Raw genomic sequence first — 15,280 nt, forward strand, 5'->3', positions numbered from 1 at the left:
GTGTCCCGCCGGCGGGACACCCGCAGGTCCCATGTGTATTTATCCCGCGAGTTCGCACGGCTAGCATTTTCTTTATGCCCGGCTGCGGCCGTTGGAATCCAAAAAACCACTCGGTTGGAGAGGTGCCATGTACGACGTAATTGTCATAGGTGCCCGTTGTGCGGGTTCGCCGACGGCCATGCTTTTCGCGCAGCAGGGATATCGAGTCCTGCTTCTTGAGAAAGCGCGCTTCCCGCAGGACACGCTGTCGTCGCACTACCTGCACCTGCAGGGCGTGGCGCTGCTCAACCGGTGGGGGCTGCTCGACAAGATCCGCGACGCGGGCTGCACGCCGATCACCCACCAGAGCTACGAGGGGCCCGATGTCCGCATCGAGGGCTTCTCCCTGCCGATCGACGGCCTGCGCACCACCTACGCGCCCCGGCGCTACGTGCTCGACCCCATCCTCGCCGAGGGTGCCGTGGCGGCCGGCGTCGACTTCCGCCAGGGCTGCGCGGTCAACGACCTGGTCTTCGAGGACGACCGGGTCGTCGGCGTGCGGTACACCACGCCCGGCGGCGTCCAGACGACGGAGCGGGCACGCCTCGTCGTGGGCGCGGACGGCATGCGCTCCGTGGTCGCCCGCAAGGCAGGCGCGCAGAACGTCATCGAGCACCCGCGCCTGACCTGCACCTACTACAGCTACTGGTCCGGGGTCCCCGCGCACTTCGAGCTGTACGACCGGCCGGGACGCTGGATCGGCGTCCTGCCCACCAACGACGACCTCACGCTGCTCATGGCCTACTTCCCGCAGGCCGACTTCGGCCAGATCCGCAAGGACGTCGAACCGGCCTACCTCGACGCCTTCCGCACGACGGCCCCCGAGCTGTACGAGCGGATGCAGGAGGGCAAGCGCGAGGAGCAGCTGTACGGCACCGGCCACCAGGAGAACTACTTCCGCAAGGCCTACGGCCCCGGCTGGGCGCTGGTCGGCGACGCCGTGACCCACAAGGACTCCATCACCGCCCGCGGCATCACCGAGGCCTTCGTCCAGGCCCAGTCGCTCACCGACCAGATCGGTCAGGGGCTGCACGACGACGCCGCGCTCAAGACGGCGCTGCGGCGCTACGAGAACGAGCTGAGCAACGAGGCCCTCAACCACTACCAGGGCGCGCTCAACGTGGCCGAACTCAAGCCCGAGGGGCGGGCCGAGATGCTGCGGAAGCTGGTCGGACACCAGGAACAGATCGACCGGTACTTCTCGACGCTGTCGGGGGCGTGCTCCATCGACGACTTCTACAACGACGAACTCTTGACCCTGCTCGACCAGAGCTGAGTGACCCGACCCGCTCCCTGGTTTGCCGATATTGGAGACACAATGATCCCGTTGTCGTTCGCGCAGCGCCGGCTGTGGTTCGTGGACCGGTTCGAAGGCCCTTCGCCGACCTACAACGGCGCGTTCGCCCTGCGGCTGACCGGTGAGCTGAACGTGGAAGCGCTGGAGTCGGCGTTCCGCGATGTCATCGACAGGCACGAGGTCCTGCGCACGGTGATCGTCGAGGGCGACGACGGCGTACCGCACCAGGAGGTCCTCGCGGCCGGCGACAAGCCGTTCGGCCTGCCGGTCGTCGAGGTCACGCGGCAGGAGCGGGCGTCGGCGGTCGACGAGGCGGCCAAGCAGACCTTCGACCTGGCCACCGACGTGCCGATCCGCGCCAGGCTCGTGCGGTGCGGACCGCGCGAGCACACGCTGGTCCTGGTGGTGCACCACATCGCCCTGGACGGGGAGTCCCTGGGCCCACTCCTGCGCGATCTCTCCTCGGCGTTCTCCGCGCGCGGCCAGGGCAGCGCCCCGGTGTGGGAGCCGCTCCCCGTGCAGTACGCGGACTACACGCTGTGGCAGCAGGACGTACTCGGCGACGAGTCCGACCCGGACAGCCTCGCGGCCCGGCAACTGGCCTACTGGCGCGAGACCCTGGCCGATCTGGCGCAGCCCCTCGCGCTGCCCACCGACCGTCCGCGTCGCGGCGCGAAGAGCTCCGACGGCGACCTGGTCCAGTTCACGATCGAACCCGACCTGCTCACGGCCGTGGAGAAACTGGCCGCCGAGCAGGACATCACCGTCTCCATGGTCATGCACTCGGCCCTTGCGGTGCTCCTGCACCACCTCGGCTGCGGTGACGACGTGCCGATCGGCGCGCCGATCGCGGGTCGCACGGACGAGGAACTGCGCGACCTCGTCGGGTTCTTCGTCAACACCTGGGTGCTGCGCGTCGACCTCTCCGGCAACCCGACCTTCGGGCAGCTGCTCGACCGGGTGCGGGACAGGTCGCTCGGCGCGTACGACAACCAGGACATGCCGTTCGAGCGGCTCGTGGAGCTCCTGAACCCGGACCGTTCCACCGCCTACAGCCCGTTCTTCCAGGTGATGCTCGCCTGGCAGGAGCCGCTGGGGGAACTGGAGTTCGCCGGACTCGACGTCGAGGTCGATCCGATCGAGACCGGAACGGCCAAGTTCGACCTGTTCTTCAACATGGTCCCGAACGGCGCGGGCGGCGCGGGAGTTCGCCTGGAGTACTCCACCGCCCTCTTCGACAGGGGCACGGTCGAGGACCTCGCGAACCGGTTCGTGCGCGTACTGAGCCGCCTCGTGGCCGAATCGGGACGCACCATCGGCGCCGTCGACGTACTGGACGACGACGAGCGGGACCTGCTGCTCACCCGGTTCAATGACAGCGCCACCGAGCTCTCCGAGCTGACGGTCCCGGAGCTGTTCGAGAGCCAGGTGGCCCGGACGCCCGACGCCCCGGCCATAGAGTGCGACGGCCGGACACTGACCTACCGCGAGCTCGACGAGCGCGCGGACGACGTCGCGCGTGAGCTCGTCCGGCGCGGAGCGTCCCCGGAAGACCTGGTGGTCCTCGCGCTGCCGCGCACGGAGGACCTGGTCGTCGGCCTGCTCGGCATCCTCAAGTCCGGTGCCGCCTACTTGCCGATGGACCCGCAGTACCTCGGCGCCCGTGCCGAAGGCGTCCTCGCCGAGGCACGCCCGCGCTTCGTGGTCACCGACACCGCGACCTGGCAGCAGCTGCCGCAGAACGACATGGCGAGCATCAACCTCGACCACCGCGCCGAATGGGGCGGACCGGGCCGGACGCAGGGCGACACCCGCCGCACGGCGCAACTCGGCCCCGACAACCTCGCCTACGTCATGTACACCTCCGGCTCCACGGGCAAGCCCAAGGGCGCCGCGATCACCCACCGCAACGTCGTCAACGGCGTGCGGGAACTGGTCCGCGTCCTGGACGCACCCCCCGGCTGGCGCATGCTGGCCGGCACCTCGGTCAACTTCGACGTCTCGGTCTTCGAGCTCCTCACCACCCTGACCACCGGCGGCATCGCCGAAGTGGTGCCCAACGCCCTCGCGCTCGCCGAGCGCGACAGCTGGGACGGCCAGGTCATCAGCGCCGTCCCCTCGGTGCTCGGCGAACTGGTCGCCCACCTGGACAAGACCAGCGACGTGCGTACGGTCGTCTTCGCGGGCGACGTGCTCCCGGCCCGCCTGGTGCGCCAGGTCCGCGAGGCCCTGCCCGGCGTGCAGATCGTCAACTCCTACGGACAGAGCGAGAGCTTCTACGCCACCACCTTCTCCCTCGCTCCCTCCGCTCAGTGGACGGAGAACGAGGTCGCGCCCATCGGCACCCCGCTGGGCAACATGCGCGCCTACGTCCTTGGCCCCGGCCTCGCCCCGGTCCCGCAGGGCGTGATCGGCGAGCTCTACGTCGTCGGCACCTGCCTGGGCCGCGGCTACCACGACCGTCCCGTCCTGACCGCCGAGCGCTACGTGGCCAACCCCTTCGGCCCCGCGGGCGAGCGGATGTACCGCACCGGAGACCTGGCCCGCTGGAACACCGACGGTCAACTGGAGTGCATCGGCCGCGGCGACGGCCAGGTCAAGGTCCGCGGCTTCCGCATCGAGACCGCCGAGGTCGAGACGGCGATCACCGGGCACCCCGGCATCAGCGAGGCCGTGGTCATCAGCCGCGAAGTGCCCTCCGGCGGTAAGCAGCTCGTCGCGTACGTCGTGCACACCGGCGAGGGAGCCGTCGGTGACGACGGCGCCGGCGGCATCGGCGACGTAGACGTGCAGTCCGGGGCCTCGGCCGCCGAACTGCGCAAGTTCGTCGCGGCCCGGCTGCCCGACTACATGGTGCCCTCCGCCTTCGTGGCCCTCGGCCGGCTGCCGCTGGGCCCGACCGGCAAGCTGAACCGGTCCGCGCTGCCTGAGCCGGAGTTCCTCGGCGAGACCTACCGGGAGCCGCGCACCGAGGCCGAGAAGATCATCACCGCGGCCTACGCGGACGTGCTCGGCGCCGACCGGATCGGTGTCGACGACGACTTCTTCGCGGTGGGCGGCGACAGCCTGCGGTCGATCCAGGTCGTGGCACGGACCCGGTCCCGCGGCCTCGTCCTCTCCACCCGGGAGATCTTCGAGTGCCGTACGGCGGCCCGCCTGGCCGAGGTCGCCTCCGCACGCCGGGACCAGATTCCCGCGCTCGCGGAGGACGAGACCGGCGGCGTCGGACCGATGCCGCTGCAGCCCGTGGCCAAGCACATCTTCGAGCACGGTGGCGGAACCGACCGGTTCGCCATGTCGATGGTGTTCGAGCTGCCCGACGGCATCGACGCGAGCGGCCTCGCCGCGACCCTTGACGCCGTACTCGACCGGCACGACCTGCTGCGCGCCCGACTGGTGCGCGGCGACGAACTCTCCCTCGACGTGCGCCCGCAGGGCGCCGTCCGGGCGGCGGACCTGATCCACCGGGTCGAGTGCGACGGCCGGTGGGACGATCCCGCGTCGCTCCTGGCCGCGCAGGCGGAGCTGGACGACTCGGTCGGACGACTGGCCCCGGAGGCCGGGACCATGGCGGACTTCGTCTGGTTCGCCGCCGGATCGGGCGCGGGCCGCCTGCTCGTGGTCCTCCACCACCTGGTGGTCGACGGCGTCTCCTGGCGCATCCTCATGTCCGACTTCGCCGAGGCCTGGCAGCAGATCAGCACCGGCAAGGCGCCCGAGCTGCCCGCGGTCGGCACATCGGCCCGCCGCTGGGCGTCGGCGCTGGAGGACGAGGCGCTCTCGCCCGAGCGGGAAGCCGAACTCGACTACTGGCGCGACCTGCTGGAGGCGCCCGACCTCCCGCTCGGCACACGGGCGTTCGACCCGGCCGTCGACGTGATGTCCACGCTCGACACCGTGCGGGTCCAGCTGCCCGTCGACGTCACCGAGGCGGTGCTGACCAAGCTCCCCGCCGCGTTCAAGAGCACCGGCACCGACGTGCTGCTCGCCGCGCTCGCCCTGGCGGTGGACCGGTGGCGCGGCGCCGACGGCTCGACCCTGGTCCGCCTGGAGGGACACGGCCGCGAGGAGGACGTCGTCCCCGGCGCCGATCTCTCCCGGACCCTGGGATGGTTCACCGCCATGTACCCGGCGCGGGTCGACGTGCGGGGAGTGGACCTGGCCGACGTGCTGGCCGGCGGCCCCGCTGCGGGCCGGGCCATCAAGCTGGTCAAGGAGCAGCTGCGCGGAGTCCCGGACAAGGGCCTGGGATACGGGCTGCTGCGCTACCTGAACCCGGAGACCGAGACACAGCTCGCCGACTACCCGGCGCCGCAGATCGGCTTCAACTACCTCGGCCGGATCTCCGGCTCCGACGTGCCCGAGCACCTGCGTGCGAACGGCTGGGGCCCGGCCTCCTGGACCGCCGACCTGATCCCGGCGCCCGACGCGGACCTGCCCGCGCTGTCCGCCCTGGAGGTCAACTCGGTGGCCACCGACGCCGACGGCGGCGTCCGGCTCCAGACGGCCTTCATGTTCCCCACCGGAGTGCTGACCCGCGAGCGGGCCACCGAACTGGCCGAACTGTGGGTCGAGGTGCTGCACGGCATGGCCGCGCACGCCGAACGCCCGGGCATCGGCGGGCTCACGCCCTCGGACGCCCCGCTGGTCTCGGTGCAGCAGTACGAGATCGACGCCTGGGAGGACAGCTACGGCCGCCTCGTCGAGGTGTGGCCGCAGGCACCCGGACAGTCCGGCATCCAGTTCCAGGCCGCGCTCGCCGACGGGTCCTTCGACGTCTACCACATGCAGTTCGTGCTGCACCTGTCCGGACACGTGGACCCGGCGCGCATGCGGGCGGCCGGACAAGCGCTCCTGGAGCGGTACCCGAACCTGCGCTCCGCGTTCCTCGCCGGCGCCGACGGCGACCCGGTGCAGGTCGTCGCGGAACACGTGGCCCTGCCCTGGCGGCACATCGACCTGACCGGCCGCAGCGAGGCCGAGCAGGACACCGCGCTCGACCAGGCGCTCGCCGACGACCGGGCCGACCAACTCGACCCCGCCCGGCCGCCGTTGATCCGCCTGGCACTGCTCACCTGCGGGCCGCAGCAGGCCAAGCTCATCATGACGGCGCACCACACCCTGTTCGACGGCTGGTCGTCGCCGCTGGTGATCAAGGACCTGATCCGGCTGTACGCCGAGGCCCCCCGCGACCTCAGCCCGGTCCGCAGCTACGGCGACTACCTGGCCTGGCTCGGCGCACAGGACCGGGAGGCGTCGGCCGCCCGCTGGAACGAGCAGCTCGCCGACTTCGACCAGCCGACCCTCGTGGCCGCCGACACCCCCCGCAAGGGCGAGGCGTCCGCGCTGGGACGGGTCGAGGTCCCGCTGTCGATCGACAAGGGACGTGAACTCGCCCGGCGTGCCGCGGAACTCGGGGTCACGCTGAACACGCTCCTGCAAGGCGCGTGGGCGATCGTGCTCTCGAAGCTCACCGGACAGCAGGACGTGGTGTTCGGCGCGGCCGTCAACGGACGCCCGGCGGACCTGCCCGGCTCCGACGAGATGGTCGGCCTGTTCGTCAACACCCTGCCGATCCGCGTGTTCTGCCGCCCCGACCACAGCGTCGGCGATGTCATCACCGGGCTCCAGGACCGCCAGATCGCCCTGCTCGACCACCACTACTACGGGCTCGCCGACATCCAGCGAGGCGTCGGACTGCCCGCACTCTTCGACACGATCGTCGTGTTCGAGAACTACCCGATCGACCGTGAGGGCATCGTCGAGGCGAACGCGTCGGCGGGCTTCACGATCGACGCCATCCGCCCCTTCGCGGGCTCGCACTACCCGCTCACCCTCAACTCCTCCGACCCCTACCTGCGGCTCTCCCTCGACTACCAGCGCGACCTCTACGAGCGCGACGCGGCCGAGGAGATCGCCGACCGGCTCGTGCGGGTGCTCGACCAGGTCCTCGACGACCCGAAGACGCCCGTCGGCGCCCTCGAGGTGCTCTCGGACGAGGAGCGGGACTGGCTGGTGCGCCGGGTCAACGACACGGCACACCCGGTCGCCGCGGACACCCTGCCGGGCGCCTTCGAGGCACAGGTGGAGCGCGACCCGGAGCGCGTGGCACTGATCGGCGAGCGGGAGAGGCTGACGTACGGCGAGTTCAACCGGCGCGCCAACCGGCTCGCGCACTGGCTGATCGAGCAGGGCGCGGGCCCCGAGACGCTGGTCGCGGTGAAGATCCCCCGCTCCGTGGACCTGCTGGTCGCGCTCTACGCGGTGGTGAAGGCCGGCGCGGCCTATCTGCCGGTGGACCCCGAACTGCCCGAGGACCGGGTGCGGCACGTCCTGGACAGCGCGCGACCGCTCCTGGTGCTCGACGCGGACCTCCCGGACGTGTCCGGGTACGCACCGGAGAACCCGCGGCGCGCGCTGACGCCCGACAACGCCGCGTACGTCATCTACACCTCCGGCTCCACCGGCGGACCCAAGGGCGTGCAGGTGGCCCACCGGTCGATCATGAACCGGCTGAAGTGGGGCCTCGCGCACTTCGACGTCGGCGTCGAGGACCGGGTGCTCCTGAGCACGACCGCGAGCTTCGACGTGTCGGTGCCCGAGCTGTTCGCGCCGCTCCAGGTCGGTGCCGCCATCGTCATCGCGCGTCCGGACGGCCGCCGCGACCCGGCCTACCTCGCCGACCTGATCCAGCGCGAGGGGGTGACCGGCGCGGACTTCGTGCCCTCCCTGCTCGAGGTGTTCGTCACCGAACCCTCCGCCAAGGAGTGCCACAGCCTGCGCTGGATCGAAGTCGCGGGCGAGGCGTTCCCCGCCGCGCTCGCCAACAAGGTCGTCGACCTGCTGCCCGGCTGCGGGGTGCACAACCTCTACGGGCCCACCGAGGCATCCGTCGAGGTCACGGCGTGGCAGCACATCCCGGGTGCGGACCGGGTGCCGATCGGCGCACCGGTGTGGAACACGCAGGTGTACGTACTGGACTCGGCGCTGCGCCCGGTCGCCCCCGGCGTCGTCGGTGAGCTGTACCTGGCCGGCACCGGTCTCGCCCGCGGCTACCTGGGCCAGAGCGCACTGACCGCGAACCGGTTCGTCGCCTGCCCCTTCGGTGAGCCGGGCACCCGGATGTACCGCACCGGCGACGTCGTGCGCTGGAACCAGGAAGGCCAGGTCGAGTACATCGGCCGCTCCGACTTCCAGGTCAAGGTACGCGGATTCCGCATCGAGCTCGGCGAGATCGAGCAGGTGCTCACCACGCACCCGGACGTCGACGGCGCGGTGGTCGTCGTACGCGAGGACCGCGCCGACGATCAGCGGCTCGTCGCCTACGTGGTGCCGGGCAACGGCACGGCGGGCCCGGCGGCACTCGACCTGACGGCCCTGACGGCCCTGGCCCGTGAGCACCTGCCGGAGTACATGGTCCCCTCGGCGATCGTGCCGCTGGCCGCGTTCCCCACGACACCGAGCGGAAAGCTCGACCGAGGAGCGCTGCCCGCACCGGACCAGACCGAGACGGCGACCGGACGAGGACCGCGCGACCACAACGAGGAAGTCCTCTGCAGGCTGTTCGCCGAGCTGCTCGGGGTCGCGGAGGTCGGCATCGACATCGACTTCTTCGACCACGGCGGACACTCGCTCCTCGCGACCCGGCTGATCGGCCGCATCCGTAACGAGCTCAACGTCGACGTGAAGGTCACCACCATCTTCCGCAGTCCGACCGTCGCCCAACTGGCGGAGCGGATCGAGGAACTGGCCACGTCGAACCGACCCCAGCTGCGCCCGATGCTGCGCCCGATGAACGTGTAGGAGTGCGTCGATGATCCCGTTGTCCTTCGCCCAGCGTCGGCTGTGGTTCCTCCACCGACTGGAGGGCCCGTCCGCGACCTACAACATCCCGTTCGTGCTGCGTCTGGACGGGCCGCTGGACACGGCGGCCCTGGCCGCCGCCGTGACGGACGTCGTCACCCGGCACGAGAGCCTGCGCACCCTGGTCGCCGAGAACGAGGACGGCACCCCGCAGCAGCGGATCGTGCCCCCGCAGGAGGCGACCCTCCAGTTCCGGGTGGTCGACGTGGCCGCGGACGCGGTGGACGCCGCGGCGCACCGGGCCGCGTGCGAGGGCTTCGACCTGGAGACCGAACTCCCGCTGCGCACCACCGTTCTGCGCGTGTCCGCGCAGGAGCACGTGCTGGTGTTCGTCTTCCACCACATCGCCGCGGACGGCGCGTCGATGGCGCCGTTCGTGCGCGACCTGCTGTCGGCGTACTCGGCCCGCCACCAGGGGAACGCGCCCCAGTGGGCCCCGCTGGCGGTGCAGTACAAGGACTACACGCTGTGGCAGCGCGAGGTGCTCGGCGACGAGGACGACCCGCAGAGCGTCGCCGCCGGTCAGCTGGACTACTGGCGGCAGCAACTGGCCGGGGTGCCGCAGCCGGTGCAGCTGCCGCTGGACAGGCCGCGGCCGACGGCGGCCGGCCACGACGGCGGCTTCGTCGACTTCGAGCTGGACGCGGACCTGCTCGCCGGAGTGGGCAAACTGGCCACGGGGCACGGCGCCACGGCGCCGATGGTCGCCCAGACCGTCCTCGCGGTGCTCCTGCACCACCTCGGCGCCGGCAACGACCTGACGATCGGCAGCCCGATCGAGGGGCGCGCCGACGAACAGCTCGACGACCTGATCGGGTTCTTCGCCAACACCTGGGTGCTGCGCGTCGACCTGTCGCACAACCCCACGTTCGGCGATCTCCTGGAGCAGGTGCGCGAGCGGGCCCTTGCCGCTTACGACAACCAGGACGTTCCGTTCGAGCGCCTGGTGGAACTCCTCAGCCCGGACCGCACCACCGCCTACCAGCCGCTGTTCCAGACGATGCTGGCCTGGCAGTTCGAGTGGTCGCCGATCGAGATACCGGGTCTGCGGGTCACCCCCGTCCCCGCGGGCACCGGCACCGCGAAGTTCGACCTGTTCTTCAACATCGTCCCGGCCCCGTCCGGAGGCGCCTACGGACGCCTCGAGTACGCGACCGAACTCTTCGACCACTCCACGGCCCAGAGCCTCGTCGACCGCTATGTGCGCGTGCTGCGCCAGGTGATCGACGATCCCGGCACGCGGCTCGGCAGGGTGGACGTGCTCACCGGCGCCGAACGGGAGCAGCTGGCACGCCTGAACGAGACGGCGGATCCGATGACGGCGTCCACCATTCCGCAGCTGGTATCCGCGCAGGCGGCGCGGATACCCAACGCGACAGCGGTGGTGTCCGGGCAGACCGAGCTCTCGTACGGAGAGCTGGAGGCCCGCGCCGACCGCCTTGCCGCGACCCTGCGCGAGCGCGGCGTCGGTCCTGACGTCCTGGTCGCCGTGGCCCTGCCCCGCACCGCCGACCTCGTGGTCGCGCTCCTCGCCGTCCTCAAGGCGGGCGGCGCCTACCTGCCGATCGACCCCGAGTACCCGTCCGCGCGCGTCGGCCTCCTGCTCGACACGGCCGATCCGGCACTGGTCCTGACCGACCGCCTGACGGCACAGACCGTGGCCGGCTCCCGGTCGCCGGTCCTGTACCTGGACGACGTGCGCCTCGACGGCCCCGCCGTCGACGCCCCGGACGTCCCGATCGGGCCGGACCACCTGGCCTACGTGATGTTCACCTCCGGATCGACCGGAACGCCCAAGGGCGTCGCCATCACCCACGGCGGCGTGATCAACGGCGTACGGGACCTGCGGCGGCGCACCCGCGTCGGGCCGGCCTCCCGGATGCTCGCGGCGACCTCGGTGAACTTCGACGTCTCCGTCTTCGAGGTGTTCACCGCGCTCACGTCCGGAGCGAGCGTCGAGATCGTCCGCGACGTACTCGAACTCGCGGAACGCGGCTCGTGGTCGGGTTCGACCGTCAGCGCCGTGCCCGCGGTCTTCTCCGCACTGCTCGACCAGATCGGCACCGGAGCCCCCGGCAGCCTCGAACTCGACGTGGAAACCGTCGTCTTCGCCGGAGAAGCGCTCTCCGCCGACCTGGTCCGCAAGGTGCGTCGGGCCCTGCCGGGCGTGCGCGTCATCAACGCCTACGGACAGACCGAGAGCTTCTACGCCGCCACGTTCACCCTCCCGCAGGAGTGGGACGAGACCGGCGCGATACCGGTCGGACAGCCGCTGGCCAATATGCGCGCCCACGTCCTCGGACCGGAGCTCACCGCGGTCCCGCCCGGCGTGATCGGCGAACTGTACGTGGGTGGTGTGATCGCCCGCGGCTACCACCAGAGCGCCGCGACGACCGCGGAGCGGTTCGTCGCCGACCCGTCGGGCCCGCCCGGCGCCCGCATGTACCGCACCGGCGACCTGGCGATGTGGGACGCGAACGGCCGCCTGAAGTACGCGGGACGGGCCGACACCCAGGTGAAGGTCAACGGCATCCGCGTCGAGCCGACCGAGATCGAGACGGCCCTCGCCCAGCATCCCGCGGTCGGCCAGGCCGTGGTCACGGTGCGCGAGGACCACACCGGCAGCGCGCGGCTCGTCGGCTATGTGGCGCCCGTGGCGGGCGCCGACGGCGAGAGCGACCCGGCCGCCCTCATCACGGTGGCCGACCTGCGCCGGTTCGTGGCCGACCGGCTGCCGGACTACATGGTGCCCGCCCTCTTCGTCGTCCTCGACCAACTGCCGCTCGCCCCGAACGGCAAGCTGGACCGGGCCGCGCTGCCCGAGCCCGAGTTCGCCCGCACCGAGTACCGGGCGGCGCGGGGCGAGACGCAGCGGGTCCTCGCCGAGGTGTACGCGGACGTGCTCGACGTCGAAGAGGTGGGCGTCGACGACGACTTCTTCACCAGCGGCGGCGACAGCATCCGTTCCATCCAGGTCGTGGCCCGCGCCAAGACGCGCGGCGTCCTCGTCACCACGCGGGAGATCTTCGAACACCGTACGGTCGCCCGGCTCGCGGAGCTGGCCGAGGGCCGGCAGGCCCAGGAGCGCGTGACTCTGGCCGAGCTGCCGGGCGGGGGTGTGGGCTGGGCTCCGCTGCCGCCGACCGCGGCACACGTCCTCGCGCTGAGCGGTGGCATCGGCCGGTTCTGTATGTCCGCGCTGCTGACTCTGCCCGACGGCATCGACCGCGCCACGCTGCACGCGACGCTCCAGGCCGTCATCGACCGGCACGACGCACTGCGTTCCCGGCTCGACCGGGTCAACCCCGGCCTGCGGATGGAACCGGTGGGCAGCGTCGACGCCGGTGCGCTGGTGCGCCGGGTTGCCTACGACGGAGCCGGCGTACAGGCCGAGCTCGACGCGGCCGCGGACCGACTCGACCCCGACGCGGGCGTCATGGCGCAGTTCGTGTGGTTCACCTCCGACACGGAAGCGGACCGCCTGCTGATCGTCCTGCACCACCTGGTCGTCGACGGCGTCTCGTGGCGCGTCCTGCTCCCGGACCTGGTCTCCGCCTGGCAGCGCGTCCGCGACGGACTCGCGCCGGAGCCCGCAGGGCCCGGCACCTCGCTGCGGCGGTGGGCCCACGCGCTCTCCGAGGAGGCGACCGGCGAGCGGCGCACGGCGGAACTGCCCCTGTGGCAGGAGATCCTGAGCGGGGACGAGCCGGTGCTCGGAGCACGGGAGCTCGACCCCGCGCTCGATGTCACGGCCACCGTGGACACGGTGCGCGTCCAGGTGCCGACGGACGTGACCCAGACCCTGCTGAACACGGTGCCCGCGGTGTTCCGCGCCGGCGCCGACGACGGTCTCCTCACCGGGCTCGCACTGGCGCTCGCACGCTGGCGCCAGCAGCGGGGCCAGTCCGGTGCTTCCACGCTCGTGCGCCTCGAAGGACACGGCCGCGAGGAGCACGTGGTGCCCGGCGCGGACCTGTCGGGCACGCTCGGCTGGTTCACGGCCATGTTCCCGGTACGCCTGGACCTCGCGGGCATCGACGTGGCGGACGCGTTCGCCGGCGGCCCGGCCGCCGGACAGGCGATCAAGGCCGTCAAGGAGCAACTGCGCGCGGTGCCGGACAACGGCATGGGCTACGGCCTGCTGCGCCACCTCAACCCCCGGACCGCCGCCGCCCTTGCCGGACGGCCGGAGCCGCGGATCGGGTTCAACTACCTGGGCCGCTCCTCCCGCGCCGACATCCCCGAGGAACTGCGCGGCCTCGGCTGGGCCCCCGACACCACGCACCGCGACCTGATCGCCGCACCGGACGCGGACATGACCGTCCTCTCGTCCCTGGAGATCAACGCGGTCGCCACCAGCGCCCCCGACGGCGACGAACTGACCGCCTACTTCGGATTCCCGACCGGTGTCCTCAGCCGCGAAGACGTCACCGAACTGGCCGGACTGTGGTGCGAGGCGCTCACCGCCCTGGCCCGGCACGCCACGACGCCCGACGCGGGCGGGCTGACCCCCAGCGACGCGCCCCTGGTCCAGGTGGGCCAGGCGGAGATCGACACCTGGGAGGACAGGTTCGGCGAGCTGTCCAGGATCTGGCCGGCGACCCCCCTGCAGTCCGGGATGCTCTTCCACACGATGCTGGCGGGATCGTCGTTCGACGCCTACCACATGCAACTCGTCTTCCATCTGTCCGGCGACGTCGACCCGGAGCGCATGCGCCGCGCCGCGCAGGGACTCCTGGAACGCCACGCCAGCCTCCGGGCGGCGTTCGTCGACCGGGCGGACGGCGACATGGTGCAGGCCGTGCCGCGCACGGTGACCCTGCCCTGGCAGTACCTCGACCTGACGGCCGTCGACGAGCCGGAGCGTACCGACACGTTCGAGGCGTTCCTCGCCGAGGACCGGGCCACGCACTTCGACATGGACACCCCGCCGCTGCTGCGCTGTGCCCTCGCCATCCTCGAACCCGGCCGCGCCGAACTGGTGCTGACCACCCATCACGTCCTGATCGACGGCTGGTCCACCCCCCTGCTGATGCGGGACCTGCTCCTGCTCTACGCATCCGGCGGCGACCCCGCGGAGCTGCCCGCCACCCGCGACTTCGGCGAGTTCCTGGCCTGGCGCGCCCGGCAGGACGAGGAGGAGTCCGCCCGGGTATGGGCGGCCGAACTCGAAGGGGTCGAGGAGCCGACGCTGCTCGCACCCGGCTCCGAGGACGCGGGCGCGGAGGGCGTCGACCAGCTGGAGATCGACCTTCCGGCCGAGGAGGCACGGGAACTCTCCCGCCGGGCGGCCGAGTTGGGCGTCACCGTCAACACCCTGGTCCAGGGTGCCTGGGGGCTGCTGCTCAGCAAGCTCACCGGCCGCCAGGACGTGGTGTTCGGAGCCACCGTCTCCGGACGTCCGCCCGCGGTGACGGACGTCGGCTCCATGGTCGGGATGTTCATCAACACCCTTCCCGTACGTGTCGCGTACGCGCCCGGCGACACCCTCGCCGAGGTCCTCACCCGGCTCCAGGGCCGGCAGGCAGGCCTTCTGGAGCACCACTACTACGGGCTCACGCAGATCCAGCAGTCCGTCGGGCTTTCGTCCCTCTTCGACACGCTGGTCGTCTTCGAGTCGTACCCGGTCGACAAGGAGGGGATCAGCGCCGCCACCGACGCCGCTGACGGAATCGCCTTCACGGGCCTGCGCCCCTCCACGGCCACCAACTACCCGCTGACCCTGATGGCGGCGGTCGACCCGCACCTCCAGCTCATCTTCCAGTACGCGCAGAACGTCTTCGACCGGGACGCGGTGGAGGCGCTCGCGGCCCGCCTCGTGCGCGTCCTGCGGCAGCTGGCGGCCACTCCCGAGCTCAAGGCCGCGCACATCGACGTCCTGGACCCGGCCGAACGCGACCGGCTGCTCACCCGGTACAACGACACGGCGGCGCACACCCCGGACGTCACGATCGGCGGGCTCGTCGAGGCACAGGTGGCGCGCACCCCGGACGAGACCGCGGTGGTCGCCGACGGCACATCGCTCACCTACCGCGAACTCGACGTCCGCGCCGGCCGCCTGGCGCGGGAACTGGCCGGACG

The 15,280-nt window shown here is 71.6% G+C and carries 3 protein-coding genes; all 3 read left to right on the forward strand.

Going from position 1 to position 15,280, the window contains the following annotated elements; genetic code table 11:
* The first annotated feature begins 127 nt into the window (after positions 1-127).
* On the forward strand, positions 128-1,315 hold the full coding sequence (locus ACQKIP_RS21785; protein ID WP_365866032.1) for an NAD(P)/FAD-dependent oxidoreductase: 1,188 nt from the start codon (positions 128-130) through the stop codon (positions 1,313-1,315).
* A gap of 42 nt (positions 1,316-1,357) precedes the next feature.
* Positions 1,358-9,139 carry an amino acid adenylation domain-containing protein gene (locus ACQKIP_RS21790; protein WP_365866030.1) on the forward strand — a complete coding sequence of 2,594 codons (7,782 nt, stop codon included), beginning with the start codon at positions 1,358-1,360 and terminating at the stop codon, positions 9,137-9,139.
* A gap of 10 nt (positions 9,140-9,149) precedes the next feature.
* Positions 9,150-15,280: amino acid adenylation domain-containing protein (locus tag ACQKIP_RS21795; protein WP_427743821.1), on the forward strand; the 6,131-nt coding region annotated here is incomplete at its 3' end.

It is taken from the genome of Streptomyces sp. NPDC059900, from assembly GCF_050270335.1.
Taxonomy (GTDB): Bacteria; Actinomycetota; Actinomycetes; order Streptomycetales; family Streptomycetaceae; genus Streptomyces.